This is a genomic window from Bacillus sp. SRL543 (assembly GCF_984799205.1).
This window is the reverse complement of sequence record NZ_OZ481794.1, coordinates 2834248-2847982: the sequence shown is the minus strand read 5'-3', so window position 1 is coordinate 2847982 and position 13735 is coordinate 2834248. Positions and strand designations below refer to the sequence as shown.

Genomic DNA, 13735 nt, shown 5'->3' with positions numbered 1-13735 from the left:
ACATGAAAAGCTATCGAAACCTACTAAATGTGGCTGCAGGCTTTATATTGCTTATTGCTGTGTGGCAGGCAGCCATTGTTATTGGAAAATACGATTCAGTCCTCTTCCCAAGCCCTATCCAGGTATGGGAAGGAATACTTTCTTTAATAAAGGAAGGGACCCTGATTGAACATTTCAGGGTGAGTATCGTCCGCTTTGCTGCAGGATATTTGCTTGCTGTAATCTCGGCTATTCTGCTCGGTCTTATTTTAGGCAGGCTTCCTCTATTATGGGGAATCATAGACCCTGTGGTACAGGTTCTGAGACCTGTATCGCCTATAGCATGGTCCCCGTTCATTGTTCTTTGGTTCGGTATTGGAGATATCCCTGCTATTGTCATTATTTTTATTGCGGCATTCTTTCCGGTCTTGCTTTCAACTGTTTCAGCAGTCCGGAAAGTCGACAATGTTTATTTAAAGGTTGCTGAAAACTTAGAGATAAAAGGGTTCGAACTGCTTCGGAAAATTATTTTTCCAGCTGCTTTCCCCTACATTGCGAACGGTCTGCATATTGCTGTAGGTACCGCCTGGATTTTTCTGGTGGCAGGAGAAATGGTAGGTGCTCAATCAGGGCTCGGCTACCTTATCGTCGACTCACGAAATTCAATGAGGCTGGACCTGGTTATGGCAGGAATTCTTTTTATAGGTGTTTCCGGACTTTTGCTTGATAAAGCGATTGGCCTATTTGAAAAATGGATCAACAGGCATTGGGGAAGGACAGATATGTAGGAAAAAAAGACAGGGAGCTTTTTATATGCTCTCTGTCTTATAAAGCTTAGACCTCTGCTGTATCTAGCTCAACTACTTCAAGCTCGCTGACATTCTTATCACAGTGAGGGCAATAGTACGCCAGTTCCACCTCTGTCTTGCATTCTGCATGAATAAGCTTCTTGTAGCACTTTTCCAGGTTGTTCCTCCCCCATAGGATAATGGCGTTAAAGACACCTTCAAGCTCCTTGCCGCTTGGTGTGAGCTTGTACTCATATCTCGGGGGATGGACGGAGTACATTTCTGATTCAATCAATCCTGCCTTCTCCAAAAATTTTAACCGGTCTGAAAGAAGATTAGAGGAAATACCCTTAAGCTCCTTTTTTATCTCGTTAAAAGTTGTCCTGCCAGTAAGGATTTCATGGACAACAAGAAGGGTCCACCTATCCCCGATGATGTTCAGCGTCTGCGCAATATTGCAGGGCAGATTGTATTTATTTTCTCTCATTAGCAGCCTCCATTAGTTCATTAACTAAATCATAACAAATTAGCAAAATTAATGCTACTTAGTTGTTTTTTTGAACTTACTATAATAAACTTACTTTATAAATATTTTATTCCCAAAGAGGAGGAATTTACGTGAATCTTTATTTAGTAGAATCAATTCTTAATAGTGCAGTGAAAGAAAAGGCAGCTTTTGAAGGGAAAATCGAAGAGATTCGATCAGGTCTCAAGGATAGTAGTTCATCCCTTATTGAAGTACAGGTTGCCAAAGATTTTTCCAGAGCTTTCTTTATTATTGAGAGTGACAGCAGGAACAGTGTAAACGAAACATTAAGGAGCATTGAAGTGCCTGTATCGCTGATCAAGCCGGTCCGTCTTGTCGGCCAGGAACTGGATACAATAAAGGTAAAGGCAGAGAATGTAAATTATCTGGTGGAATGGAATTTGCCTGAAAACCTTACAATGGATGCCTACTTAGAAAGAAAATCCAAGAACTCTGTACATTATGCTGAAGTTCCAGATGTTAAGTTCTCAAGAACGTATGTATGTGAAGACATGACTAAATGCTTGTGCTTCTACGATTCACCAGATGAATCAACTGTTAAAAAGGCCCGTGAAGCAGTAAAAGCTCCAATCGACACGATCACTGAATTATCTTAATACATTTGATGCCTCCTGATAAGGGAGGTATTTCTTTCTAAAGGAACTGTTCTTAAAACAAGCCAGGAGGGTACCAATAAATTGGATAGAATAGAAGAATTGCAGGATATGCTTCAAAGTCAGCTTAAGCCCCTGGTCAAAAAGATTGACGCTGAAGCTTATTATCCTGAGGAATATTTAAGAAGCCTAGGGAGAGACGGCTATCTGACCTCCGAATCTATGGAAGAAAGTGAATATCTATTAAGGGAAGTTCAGGTAGTGGAAGAGACATCTAAAGTCTGTATGACGACAGGCTTCAATCTGTGGTGTGAATTGGCCGCCCTGACCTATATCCGAAAAAGTAGCAATGAGTATTTAAAGAAGGAAATCCTTCCCCAGCTTGAAGGCGGTAAACTGCTTGCCGGTACAGGTCTTTCCAATCCAATGAAGTATTATGCAGGACTTGAAAGCCTCCACTTGAAAGCAAAAAGAACGGAAGAGGGGTATGTACTTAACGGTATACTGCCTTCAGTATCAAATCTCGGCCCTGACCACTGGTTTGGCGTGGTTGCAGAAACAGAAGGTAACAGCCGGGTAATGGCCCTTGTTCCATGCAAGGCTGAGGGGCTTACTTTGAAAGCAAAACTTGAATATCTCGGCATAAACGGGAGCGCCACTTACTCTTGTGATTTTAAAGATGTCTTTATTCCCGCTGAATGGGTTATTTCTGAGCAAGCAGACGAATTTATTCCTCAAATCAGGCCGGCTTTTGTTATTTATCAAATTCCGCTGGGCTTTGGGGTCACCGAGGCATCCATTAATTCTATCCGCCAGGTCTGCAATAAGCAGGGAGGCTGCAATTCTTTCCTTCCAGTCCAGCCGGAAGAATTGGAAGAGGAACTTAAGAGCATAAGGGCAGAACTTTATAAAGTTTGCGTTTCCGGCCCGGAAACCCGCTGGAAAGAAATTCTTGAACTTCGGCTGAGAACTGTATACATGACAACCAAAGCAGTTCATGCCTGTATGCTGCATCAAGGTGGAGCGGGATACTTGCAAAACAGCGCCCCTTCAAGAAGATTGCGTGAATCTTATTTCCTGGTGAATCTAACGCCGACTGTTAAGCATCTAGAGAAAATGATTAGAAACCTATAAAAACATATCCCCCTTATATCCAGGGGGATTTTTAATATACTGCTTCTTGTCCCCTGGAAATGAATACGATTAGAATAACATTAATGAAAAGAAACCGACCTGATTATAACTTGGCTGTGGTCTCTTTTTAAGCTTCCCTAACACCCATCCGCTCTCTCCTAAACCCATACCAAACCAAAAAAGAACCGCCAATCACAAACAACGGCTCAAGCCAGTTGGCTTCAGGCCCGTTAGTGATCCGGTGGAGCTGGAAGATCCAGTGAAATACAGCGATGTCAAAGCTAAGAAACAGACCTGTCGCAGCTGTGAATCCATTGAAAAAGGCAGCAGAAAATAAGCGGCGGAAGATAAACATTAATATACCGAGTACCACAACGCCAAAAAATACAGCCGCGATCCGTTCGAAACTGCTTTCTGCCTTCAGGCCATACGCAAATGCGTCAATCAGGTGGAATAAGTTATCAGCCACAATAACTCCAAGAATAATGCCAAGCAATCTCACAAAAACACTCCTTCCTAAGAACCAGAAAATTCTATTGTACTATTTATTTTGATAAAGAGTAAGACTTCCTCCAACTCCCACTAGGACAGAAAGCACAAGCCCCTTATACTGAATAGATAGGAGGAGATGAGCGAATGCTGTTATATTTTATAATGATCATTTCTGTCTACCTTGTTTTTACACTGATTAAAGCAAATAAGAATACAAGTAAAGTAGCTGTCAGAACTATCCCGGTCGAACGGCCTGATATTGTGCTTGGCGGAAATAACATAAAAATCCTTCATTTATCAGATCTTCATCTTGAGAATATCTCTATTAGTCCGAAAGAACTTTATAGCCTGATAGACAGAAAGAATATTGATCTTATTGCCCTGACAGGGGATTTCATGGATCGAAAAAGGAGCTTGCCGAAACTGGCTCCTTATCTCCAAATGCTGAATAAACTGGAGCCCCGTTATGGCATGTACGCCGTTTTTGGCAATCATGATTATGTCCTGAAGGGAAAGAATTTTGCGGCTCTGAAGAAAGTTCTTGAGGAAAATGGGTGCAGGACACTGCAGAATGAGCATGCTGTCATTGATATTAATGGAGAAAAGTTAAATATCATTGGAATTGATAATTACAGCACCAACCATCATGATGTGGCCAGATCTTACCTTGGTGTAGAAAAGGGGTATAATCTGGTCCTCACCCATGATCCGAATATAGTGCTTGAGATGAAGGGATATAAGTATGATTATCTTTTATCCGGCCATTTCCACGGCGGCCAGATCCACTGGCCGAAGCCTTATCACCTGGCTAAGATGGGGAAACTTGTGCGCATGAATATGGTCAAAGGACTGCATTATCACCACGGAATGCCTTTCTATATCAGCGAGGGGCTGGGGCAGACCGGGGTTAATATCCGCATCGGCAGCCGGCCGGAAATCACTTTTCATGAAATTGTATAAGTAGGAGGGCGCATGAGGAATCATGCGTCTTTTTTGCTGTATTATGTAGGGGGTAAATTTGTTCATACTGGTGACGTGAGGTACTCAATCTCCAATAGCTTTAGGTAGAGTACTTAATAACAGAGACATGAGGCATTCTAAGACTAATAGAAATAGAGTAGAGTGATTCAAAACAAAGATATGAGGTACTCTAAAATTGAAAGTTACCATGAAGAGTGCTTCATATCAAAGACGTGAGGCACTCTAAGACTATTAAAACCGTATTAGAATGCTTCATAACAGAGACATGAGGCACTCTAAGACTAATAGAACCAGAGTAGAGTGATTCAAAACAGAGATATGAGGCACTCTAAACTGATTCTCCCCTTGTAGAGTGTCACAAAACTTCCCGCTGTGCACCTCAGCCCCTCACACTCCCCATCCATCCATATTCCATCCGCCGGTAAGCCCCCGGCGCCCTGCCATATTTTTTCCTGAACACGCGGTGAAAATAGGGATAGGTTCCGAAGCCGCAGTCTTCCGCAATCTGCTCCAGTGTCATCGAGGTATATTTCATCCTTTCTTCTGCTGCAGCGAGCCTGATTTCCGTTGCATATTCCATGATGGTTTTCCCGGTGCTCTCCTTGAATAGGTGGACGGCCCGCGAGACGCTGAGTCCGGCATGGACAGCTGCTTCTTCTACTTTAAAAGAGGATAAGGAATGTTCTTCAATGAAACGGAGCAGCCTCGTAACTGCATAAGGTCTGTGCGAGGAAAGAGACGTTTCCTTCAGCGATCTCTCAAGCAAGATGCAAAGCGAGCGCAGAAGATAGTCGGACAGCTCATTATAATCTGCCTTCGAAGGCCGCCTTAATTCAATGATCAGATGCCTCCAGAGGGAAAGCAGCCGCTCATCAGCATCAATCCGTGCTATATCTGGTTTATTAGATCTTTTCCACCACTCTTCGATCCATTCGCCTTCACAAATAAGGTGATAGTCGCCGCTCAGGATAGCTTTATCAGGCAGCAGGCTGTCGACCATCAGTTCATAATGGTCCCCAGGCTTGATCAGCAGCAGGTCGCCTTTTTCCAATTTCCTGCGATTGCCTCTCACAATAGCTTCGCATGCCCCTTCTGTCTGAAGACGGATCAGGTACGAAGGATAGCCCGACTTATAGTGAGAATAAAAAGGCTGTGTATGGTAGGAATAACCGCAAAATAATGTATCCGTTTTCAAAAAAAGACCCCCGTCAATCAAAATAGCAAAATAGTGCATGTTTTAATCATATCATGAATGTTCAAATATTTGATGGTCACTTATGATGGAATCAAATAGTTTATTTTGAAAATATGAGGAAGCGAGGGGATCAAGATGGCGGGAATACCAATTGCAGTCCAGCTTTACACACTCCGTGAAGAAACGGAGAAGGATTTTGCCGGCACCCTTAAGAAAGTGGCCGAGCTCGGTTTTGACGGAGTGGAGTTTGCCGGTTTTGGGGGCCTGAGTGCTGAAAAAGTGAAGGAACTGACCGATGATCTTAATCTTGTGCCGGTATCTGCACATATCCCGCTAGCGGAGCTTAAGGACAACCTGGACAATGTGATTTCCGATCTTAGAACGGTTGGAATTCAATATGCAGTATGTCCTTACCTTATGCCGGATCAGCGGACAGAGGAAAGCTATCAATCACTCATTACCCTGCTGAACGAAGCAGGCCGGAAGCTGAAGGATGCAGGAATCACCTTATGCTACCATAACCATGATTTCGAGCTTGAAAGATTGAGTGACGGGCGGATGGCGCTCGAGGCCATTTTTGATGATACCGAATCCAGCCTGCTGCAGACGGAACTGGACGTCTACTGGCTGGCAAAGGCTAAGGAAGATCCTGCTGCCTGGATCAAAAGATATAAAGGCAGGTCACCGCTTGTGCATCTGAAGGATATGACAAAAGATGAAGAACAGTTCTTTGCAGAGCTTGGAACAGGGAGCATCGATCTGCAGGAAATCCTCAGTCTAGGAAAAGAAGCAGATGTGAAATGGTGGATAGTAGAACAGGATGCAAGCCGCCTGACTCCATTCGAAAGCATTGAGATCAGCATCAACTACTTAAAAAAACAATTTTCCATTAAAGGAGTTTGATACTTATGACCAAATTGAAAGCTGCTGTGATAGGGTGCGGAAGCATCGCCCAATACCGCCACTTGCCGGAATATGCCGCTAATCCATTTGTTGAAATCGCTGCTGTTTGCGACAGCAACCTGGAAAGAGCAGAAGAGACAGCTGCAAAATATGGTGCAAAAGCATTCACCAGTTATAAAGAAGCGATTGAACTGGACGGAATTGACATTGTCAGTGTCTGTCTGCCAAATTACCTGCACGCTGAAGTTACCCTCGCAGCGTTGAATGCAGGGCGCCATGTATTGTGTGAAAAGCCAATGGCTGCCTCAAGGGAAGAAGCAGAAGCAATGAATGAGGCTGCAAAGGCTAACGGAAAGAAACTCATGATTGCCCACAACCAGCGCTTCACGGCTGCACACCAGAAAGCAAAGGAACTTATTGAGAGCGGCAAGCTTGGCAGGATCTTCAGCTTCAGAACAACTTTCGGGCACGCTGGCCCAGAGGGATGGAGTGCGGATGGCGCTGACAGCTGGTTCTTTAATAAAAGAGAAGCTTTTATCGGGGCAATGGGCGATCTTGGCGTACATAAAGCCGATTTATTGCGCTATCTGCTCGGCGAGTTCACAGAAGTCGGTGCGCTTATCGCTACAAATGCGAAGGAAAATACAGAAGTGGACGATAATGCGGTCTGTGTCCTCCGGTCAGAGTCAGGAGCAGTCGGCACATTAGCAGCAAGCTGGTCTTATATGGGCGGAAGCGACAATTCCACTGTTATTTACGGGGAAAAAGGGACTCTCCATCTTGAGGCAGATCCGGAATACTCCCTGATTGAGGTTTACCGTGACGGCAGTTCTGTGCAACATAAGCTGGACAAAATCCAGACAAATGAGGAAGGCGGACAGACAACTTCCCATGTTATCAATTATTTTGTAGAAAGTGTAGTAGAAGACAAGGAGCCGCTGATCAGCGGGGAAGAGGGCTTGAAGAGCCTGGAAATCATCCTTGCAGCAATTGAATCACAGCAGACAAAGCAGATTGTTTCCCTTAAGAAAGGGGTCCTGGCAGAATGAAACTCGGTGTTTTTGCAGTATTATTTTCACAAAAATCTTTCGAAGAAATGCTTGACCATGTAAAAGCAGCAGGTCTTGACGCGGTTGAAATCGGAACAGGCTGCTATCCTGGAAATACCCATTGCCCATTGGACGAATTGCTTGAGGATGAGGCAATAAGAAAAGCTTATCTGGAAGCTGTAACATCCAGAGGCCTGACGATCAGTGCATTCAGCTGCCACGGGAACCCGATTTCCCCTGATAAAGCTTTTGCTGAAGAATCTGATGAAGTACTCAGAAAAACCATCAAGCTTGCTTCACTCCTTAATGTACCGGTCGTCAATGCCTTTTCCGGCACAGCAGGCGACAGTGAGGAAGCAAAACAGCCAAACTGGCCAGTTGTACCATGGCCGGCAGAATATGGCGATGTCCTGAAATGGCAATGGGAAAACAAGCTTATTCCATATTGGAAAGAAATTGGCACTTTAGCAGAAGAACATAATGTGAAAATAGGACTGGAGCTGCATGGCGGCTTCCTTGTCCATACACCTTATACGATGCTGAAGCTTCGCGAAGAAACAAGCCCGGCCATCGGGGCGAACCTGGATCCGAGCCATCTGTGGTGGCAGGGCATCGATCCCGTCGCAGCGATTAAAATTCTCGGGAAAGCCGGTGCCATCCACCATTTCCATGCCAAAGACACATATATCGACCAGGATAATGTCAATATGTATGGCCTGACAGACATGCAGCCATATGGAGAAGTACAAACGCGCGCCTGGACTTTCCGGAGCGTCGGCTGCGGCCACAGCATCCAGGAGTGGAGCGATATGATGAGCGCCCTGAGGCTGTATGGCTATGACTATGTTGTCAGCATCGAGCATGAAGATCCTCTGATGTCCATCGATGAAGGGTTTGCACGGGCAGTGAAGAACTTGAATGAAGTTTTGATCCGGGAAACGCCTGGGGATATGTGGTGGGCGTAAAAACAGCCGGGTACTAATAATAAATATTTGAGCGGTGCATCCATGCAAGGTGATGGATGCACCGCTTTTTTGTGTCAGGGCCTTTTTAGGCTGAATTGTGAACCTTTTCATGAGTAAGTGAGGTTTAATCCAAAGCCTGTGAGAGGCTAGAATAAAATATCTAATGACAAAGTAAGTGGATTGACAATTGTAAGAATTCTATTAAACTAAAATTAGTTCAACCTTCTAGTTTTTACCAAAGTTTTCTTTTATATTTGTCGCTCCGCAACTGTATCTGCCCGTTTACAATCCTCCAATTGATATCCTCTTTTTTTCGCACATCTACCACTCATTTTAAATTCCAAAGTTATTCAAAAGTCTTTGTAATAATACAAATGAATCAAAAATGGAGATGATTCATTGGAAGCTTTAAAAAGGCCTTTGCTGTAATTATTCTTTTAGATAGGAGAGGGATATATGGGTTTTGAAGAAGAATACCAGGTCTATTTGAATGCTCACTTACAAGCAAGAACCGGTGAGCGGCTGCGGCGCCTGGAAGAAGGTCACAAACATGCTGAAATGCTGTTTTTGAAGCAAGTGTGGTGGCCTGTATTTTACCATTTTAAGTATCTTCACCCTGAATATGAAATTGATGATTACAATGATGGCAAAAGGTATTTGGATTTTGCTTATATTCGTCCCGGCATCCAGGTTTGCTTAGAAGTCGACGGGTATGGCCCTCACCTGAAGAACATCAGCAGATGGCAATTTTCCGACAGCCTGGAACGTCAAAACCAGCTAGTTATTGATAGATGGACCGTCATTCGCTTTTCTTTTGACCAAGTGAAAGAGAATCCCCGAAGATGCCAACAGGTTGTTCAGCAAGTGATAGGCAGATGGCTGGGTGATGAGCTGGATGAGACATCACTGTCCTTTCCTGAAAAGGAAGTGCTTCGGCTGGTAATTCGAAAAGGAGAAGACATATCACCAATAGAAGTCGGGAAGTATTTAAAACTAAGTAATAAGACAGTAAAAAAGGTACTATCCCAGCTAGTCGAAAAAAAGATGCTGATCCCAGCATCCGGAACTCAGAGGATCCGCTCCTATCGGGTAGGGGATCAGGTTAAGAATCCGGTCTGAATAATAGACGGAAGAATTCCGCTTAATTAGAAATTTTTACAAAAAACAGCCAAAATAGACGGAGAAATTCCGCTTATTAGCTCGAAAAACGTAAAATTGTGGCTTTTTACTTTGCATAACCGGAAATTTTCCCCTTATTTACCTCAAAATGAACTCCATTCTGTATTTAACTGGAAAATCTCCGCTTATTATTTCCCCTTTGCTGGGTAAGAGAAATGAAAAACCTCAGTTTGATGCGTTACGTAATCCTGTTTTAAAAATTCGGATTCTATCATTCTGCATCCATCAAAGTTGCAGTACTGGTTCGATCCATATTATATTTGCTCCTGGATGCTCCGAATTAGAAGTTTAGTATCTTTCGGCGATCCAATAGAAGCAGAGTTGCTGGGTAAGGAGCTATTTTGAAATGGATGAACATGTAATAGGTGTTGACATAGGCGCTACAAATATTCGTGTGGGACTTATCGGAAAAGAGCTGTCGGTTATCAGTATAGAGGCAGCTGAAACCAAAAGTTTTATCACCGCAGATGAAATGTTTAGTGAAATTTTCCGGATGGCTGAAAGGGTCGATCCTCAAAACAATGCTAAGAAAATGGGGATTGCTCTGCCTGTCCCATGGAATGAACAGACAAAAGTAATAAAAGATGCAGACAATATCCCGGTTCTGGATGGACTGAGTATTGAGTACATACAATCCTATTTTCCTTGGCATGAAGTATTCTTTGACAATGATGTTAATGCAGCGGGGCTGCTGGAAGCTGAAAAGGGAGCAGCGGCAGGAAAAAACTTTTCCCTCTACATGACAGTGAGCACAGGCATCGGGATGGGCGTATATTATAACAACCAAATGATCAGGGGTGAAAATGGATATGCAGGAGAAGCGGGAAGAATGATCATTGGCCAAGCTAGCGAAGAGGAGGGGATCAGGGAAATGACGCTTGAATCCCTTTGCAGCGGCAGGGCTCTTGATGCGAGGAGTAAGCTATTATATGGTGAAAGTGCGGACGCAGAATATCTGTTTGAAAAATTTAAAGATAAGGAAAAGATGGCCGTTAAAGTGATCTATGATTGGATTGAGCATTTTTCCAGTGCTGTCGCCTCCATCGTCCAGCTCATGGATCCAGGGGCATTTGTCCTTGGCGGAGCTGTCATCTGCCGCAATCCCTGGCTGATAGAAGAAATCAACAATAAAATGAAGAGAAAGCTCTACGCAAATCTTAGAGACAAAATAAAGCTTGCCATCTGTGAATTTGGGGGAGAAGCAGGGGTGATCGGCGCCGGGTATATGGCGTTAAATCAAGCAAAAAAATAAAAAAATGCAAATTCCTCATGCCTTTATAAAAAATTGATGCAATCAAACATAGAATCGCTTAAGGGCTTGAAAAAATGAGGCAAGAAACTAACCAAAAAACAGCTAAATGGATAGCTGTCTTTTGGAGGCGGAATTTTTTAGATGGACGAGCAATTCCGCAGAAACAATGCTGGGCTGATCAATCATAGAATAATGGCTGGCGTTCGGTATCAGCTTGAAAACAGAATGCGGGACATGCTGATGCAGAGCAGTCCCCAGTAAGGAACGAGGCGGGGAAGGGGGGATGTTGCCTGTCAGAATAGAGGAAGTTAAGCATTTGTAGGTGCAGAGATTATTTACATTATGGTATAAATTTTTTTTAAAAATTAATAAGAAAAAAAGGTATATAAATAAAAGCTGCTTTTAACATAGCAGCTTTCTCATCTGAAGGCCTATTTAACCCCCAACGGCCCCTCCAATTTCATCTTCTCCAATTCAATCCTCATCTTCTGCGTCTCTATCAAATAATTCTCATGTTTCAGTTTTTCCAGTTCCAGCTCTTTTTCAATGATTTTTACTTTTGTTTTGGCAAGTGATTGAAAATGGCTCGTAACGATGGCGACAAGCGGAATGGAAAAAATCATTACCACAGTGACTAAACCAGTCATATTAAATTCTCCTTTTATGCTTTTTCGGAAGATTCAATTCTCTAATCATATACTACCATATTATGGTCTTTCACCCTATAAGAAAATCATTTTTCTAAGAAGAAGAGACAGAACAAAAGTGTCCTGTCTCCTCCAGCCATATTAGTAGGTAACGCCTTTTCTCGTATGGGTCTTTTCAAATTCGGCCTGGTCTGGCTCAAAGTACTTATCGGTATATTTGGCGACAAATTGGTCGTTTTGGATATATCCTGCTCCCCAGGTCGGGTCCATGACGATCCAGCTGCCATTTGCTTTGGCTTCGACCCATGCATGGTTGGAAGGCCAGAAGCCGCCTCGCGCTGTACCCTCAATAATTCTGGCTTCAATCCCGCTTGCACGGAGAAGAGCGGTAGAGAGGTAGGCGTAATCCTGGCAGACGCCGGTTTTTATTTTCAGAGTTTTCAGGGCGCTGTCGTCCCAGCTGAATGTACTATTTTCATATTTATCTACATCATACGAGACATTTTTGGCGACATATTCATAAATTGCTTTGATTTTGTCTTTCTCTGAGTTTTTCCCGGCAGTCAGTTTGCCCGCGAGTGATGTGATTTCAGGTGCATTTGACTCGACGCCCCTAGATGGAAGAAGATCGCGCTTATCTTCACTGTCTGCTTCCACTTCAAAGGCAGCAAAGCCGTAATAGCGGAAGCTGTCGCTGTTTTCTTCTTTGATCTCTGGTACACTCAGCGTAACCTCATAGGTTCCCGGCCCAAAGCGGAGGAAGAAGGAGCCGTCGAACGCAAAGTCTTCTACTGGAATGACGTCGAGGGCTTCATCTTCACCTTTTTTGGTAGAAACATAGATGTGCGTTGTATCAGGGCCGAAATCAGCTTTAGGATCTATTTTTCCCTTGACTGTGTATTCACCATTGGACTCTTCGCCTCCGAACTGCGGTGACTCCAGTGTGACACCGCGTTCTCTGTAAGTTTCATAATACTCGATCGGCTTCATGGTCCTGTCTGATTGATTGTTGATCAATAGCTTTGTAGCAGTCTGGTAATAGTTCTCCCGTTCTTTGTCAGGCACAAGCACTTCCAGCTCGTGGACACCTTTTCCGTATAGAAGGGGAACATCGTAGGTGAACTTGCCCTGTTCAATCGGCAGGACATGTGTCCAGGTGTCAGCGTCCTTATTCAGCTTGATCATGATTGTGTCGTTGTCACCAAGCCTGCCGGCGTTTCCTTCCAGCTTAAAAATCTCATTCTCCTCAACATAGCTGGAGGTAAGATCCAGACTGATTTCATCTTCCTGTCCGAATGGGGTATATGTGACATCCCGCAGAATTTGCGGATTGACATTATGGACAGTGAACGACGCTGTATCATAATAGTAATTTTCCTGATCCATGCTCGGTACCTGCACCTTTACCTGATACTCGCCCTCACCGTTAAAGAAGTGCAGCTCCTGTTTAAACTTTCCGTCCTCAATCGCTGTGTAATATTCGTGCTCATTGCCGGCAGGACCTTCTTCAGCTGCACGGACTTTGATCCAAACAAAGCCAGATTTGAGGCTTCCTGCTTTTTCAATTGTCCCTTCAACAACCGCTTTTTCATTAACGGTAAATTCCTTGTAGGCCGGTTCCTTCAGTTCCAGCCCGACCTCTTCGCTGTAGGAAGTCAATTCAATCGGCTCTAGCTCTGACTCCTTATTCTGTTCTTTTGCGAGTTTTGCGTATTTATCTTCCTCCTGCTGCGCGGCCTGCGTTTTTTCTTTATCCGCTTCAGTATTGCTGCAGGCAGAGATGACCAGTAAGCTGCTCAATATACTTGATAATAGTAAATACTTTTGTTTGCGTCCTTTCATGCTTTCCTCCTCAGACATTTGTTTCAGTATAGCTTATTTACGGCCGCAGCCCTCCTTAAGTTTCTGGGTATAAACTCCTGTTTAAAAAAGATTGCCCAGCTAAGCATATAAGTTGTTATAGCAACTTTTTCTGTGTTAAGATTCAATTGCTGCTGATGACGTAACCCTAAATGTTGCTATAGCAACTTA

The 13735-nt window shown here is 43.7% G+C and carries 14 protein-coding genes; 9 read left to right on the top strand and 5 right to left on the bottom strand.

Annotation, left to right across the window (positions count from 1 at the left end):
* The first annotated feature begins 2 nt into the window (after positions 1–2).
* Complete coding sequence (locus tag AC4E8B_RS14580) at positions 3–767, top strand: ABC transporter permease (RefSeq protein ID WP_490214097.1); 765 nt, start codon at positions 3–5, stop codon at positions 765–767.
* A 46-nt stretch (positions 768–813) separates the two neighbouring features.
* Here AC4E8B_RS14580 and AC4E8B_RS14575 read toward each other — a convergent pair whose 3' ends face one another.
* Complete coding sequence (locus AC4E8B_RS14575; protein ID WP_490214096.1) at positions 814–1254, bottom strand: winged helix-turn-helix transcriptional regulator; 441 nt, start codon at positions 1252–1254, stop codon at positions 814–816.
* Positions 1255–1385: 131 nt separating this feature from the next.
* On the opposite strand from AC4E8B_RS14575, the gene AC4E8B_RS14570 reads away from it, so the two are divergent.
* Both AC4E8B_RS14570 and AC4E8B_RS14565 read left to right on the top strand, forming a co-directional pair.
* Entirely contained in the window at positions 1386–1910 is a 525-nt protein-coding gene (locus AC4E8B_RS14570) for a DUF4242 domain-containing protein (protein ID WP_490214095.1), read from the top strand.
* 81 nt (positions 1911–1991) lie between these two features.
* Positions 1992–3041 (top strand): acyl-CoA dehydrogenase family protein, encoded by a 1050-nt coding sequence (locus AC4E8B_RS14565; RefSeq protein WP_490214094.1) that lies wholly within the window; start codon positions 1992–1994, stop codon positions 3039–3041.
* Positions 3042–3168: 127 nt separating this feature from the next.
* Here the strand turns inward: AC4E8B_RS14565 and AC4E8B_RS14560 are convergent, their stop codons facing one another.
* A complete protein-coding gene (locus tag AC4E8B_RS14560) occupies positions 3169–3543 on the bottom strand; it encodes a hypothetical protein (RefSeq protein ID WP_490214093.1) in 375 nt (124 codons plus the stop codon).
* Positions 3544–3677: 134 nt separating this feature from the next.
* Between AC4E8B_RS14560 and AC4E8B_RS14555 the strand changes: the two genes are divergently transcribed.
* On the top strand, positions 3678–4493 hold the full coding sequence (locus tag AC4E8B_RS14555) for a metallophosphoesterase (RefSeq protein WP_490214092.1): 816 nt from the start codon (positions 3678–3680) through the stop codon (positions 4491–4493).
* 400 nt (positions 4494–4893) lie between these two features.
* Here AC4E8B_RS14555 and AC4E8B_RS14550 read toward each other — a convergent pair whose 3' ends face one another.
* Positions 4894–5709 (bottom strand): helix-turn-helix domain-containing protein, encoded by an 816-nt coding sequence (locus AC4E8B_RS14550; RefSeq protein WP_490214091.1) that lies wholly within the window; start codon positions 5707–5709, stop codon positions 4894–4896.
* A 135-nt stretch (positions 5710–5844) separates the two neighbouring features.
* Between AC4E8B_RS14550 and AC4E8B_RS14545 the strand changes: the two genes are divergently transcribed.
* From AC4E8B_RS14545 to AC4E8B_RS14525, 5 genes are all read left to right on the top strand, one after another.
* Positions 5845–6612, top strand: coding sequence for a sugar phosphate isomerase/epimerase family protein (locus tag AC4E8B_RS14545; protein ID WP_490214090.1), 768 nt, complete (start codon positions 5845–5847; stop codon positions 6610–6612).
* Between the two features lie 5 nt (positions 6613–6617).
* On the top strand, positions 6618–7661 hold the full coding sequence (locus AC4E8B_RS14540; RefSeq protein WP_490214089.1) for a Gfo/Idh/MocA family protein: 1044 nt from the start codon (positions 6618–6620) through the stop codon (positions 7659–7661).
* The gene (locus AC4E8B_RS14535) at positions 7658–8626 is read left to right on the top strand and encodes a sugar phosphate isomerase/epimerase family protein (RefSeq protein ID WP_490214088.1); all 969 of its coding nucleotides are present in this window, start codon (positions 7658–7660) and stop codon (positions 8624–8626) included. The genes AC4E8B_RS14540 and AC4E8B_RS14535 overlap by 4 nt, the downstream gene beginning before the upstream one ends.
* A gap of 456 nt (positions 8627–9082) precedes the next feature.
* Positions 9083–9745 carry a DNA-binding response regulator gene (locus AC4E8B_RS14530; RefSeq protein ID WP_490214087.1) on the top strand — a complete coding sequence of 221 codons (663 nt, stop codon included), beginning with the start codon at positions 9083–9085 and terminating at the stop codon, positions 9743–9745.
* Between the two features lie 406 nt (positions 9746–10151).
* Positions 10152–11057, top strand: a complete 906-nt coding sequence (locus AC4E8B_RS14525) for an ROK family protein (RefSeq protein WP_490214086.1) — start codon at positions 10152–10154, stop codon at positions 11055–11057.
* A gap of 431 nt (positions 11058–11488) precedes the next feature.
* On the opposite strand, the gene AC4E8B_RS14520 is transcribed toward AC4E8B_RS14525, so the two are convergent.
* Positions 11489–11704: a hypothetical protein gene (locus AC4E8B_RS14520; RefSeq protein ID WP_490214085.1), complete on the bottom strand. Its 216-nt coding sequence runs from the start codon at positions 11702–11704 to the stop codon at positions 11489–11491.
* Between the two features lie 141 nt (positions 11705–11845).
* On the bottom strand, positions 11846–13546 hold the full coding sequence (locus AC4E8B_RS14515; RefSeq protein ID WP_490214084.1) for a transglutaminase domain-containing protein: 1701 nt from the start codon (positions 13544–13546) through the stop codon (positions 11846–11848).
* Between the last annotated feature and the right edge of the window lie 189 nt (positions 13547–13735).

What these genes read in the sequence shown, in the direction of transcription:
- AC4E8B_RS14580 (WP_490214097.1), top strand. Translation starts at nt 3, where the DNA reads ATGAAAAGCTATCGAAACCTACTAAATGTGGCTGCAGGCTTTATATTG.
- AC4E8B_RS14575 (WP_490214096.1), bottom strand. Translation starts at nt 1,254, where the DNA reads ATGAGAGAAAATAAATACAATCTGCCCTGCAATATTGCGCAGACGCTG.
- AC4E8B_RS14555 (WP_490214092.1), top strand. Translation starts at nt 3,678, where the DNA reads ATGCTGTTATATTTTATAATGATCATTTCTGTCTACCTTGTTTTTACA.
- AC4E8B_RS14545 (WP_490214090.1), top strand. Translation starts at nt 5,845, where the DNA reads ATGGCGGGAATACCAATTGCAGTCCAGCTTTACACACTCCGTGAAGAA.
- AC4E8B_RS14540 (WP_490214089.1), top strand. Translation starts at nt 6,618, where the DNA reads ATGACCAAATTGAAAGCTGCTGTGATAGGGTGCGGAAGCATCGCCCAA.
- AC4E8B_RS14535 (WP_490214088.1), top strand. Translation starts at nt 7,658, where the DNA reads ATGAAACTCGGTGTTTTTGCAGTATTATTTTCACAAAAATCTTTCGAA.
- AC4E8B_RS14530 (WP_490214087.1), top strand. Translation starts at nt 9,083, where the DNA reads ATGGGTTTTGAAGAAGAATACCAGGTCTATTTGAATGCTCACTTACAA.
- AC4E8B_RS14525 (WP_490214086.1), top strand. Translation starts at nt 10,152, where the DNA reads ATGGATGAACATGTAATAGGTGTTGACATAGGCGCTACAAATATTCGT.
- AC4E8B_RS14520 (WP_490214085.1), bottom strand. Translation starts at nt 11,704, where the DNA reads ATGACTGGTTTAGTCACTGTGGTAATGATTTTTTCCATTCCGCTTGTC.
- AC4E8B_RS14515 (WP_490214084.1), bottom strand. Translation starts at nt 13,546, where the DNA reads ATGAAAGGACGCAAACAAAAGTATTTACTATTATCAAGTATATTGAGC.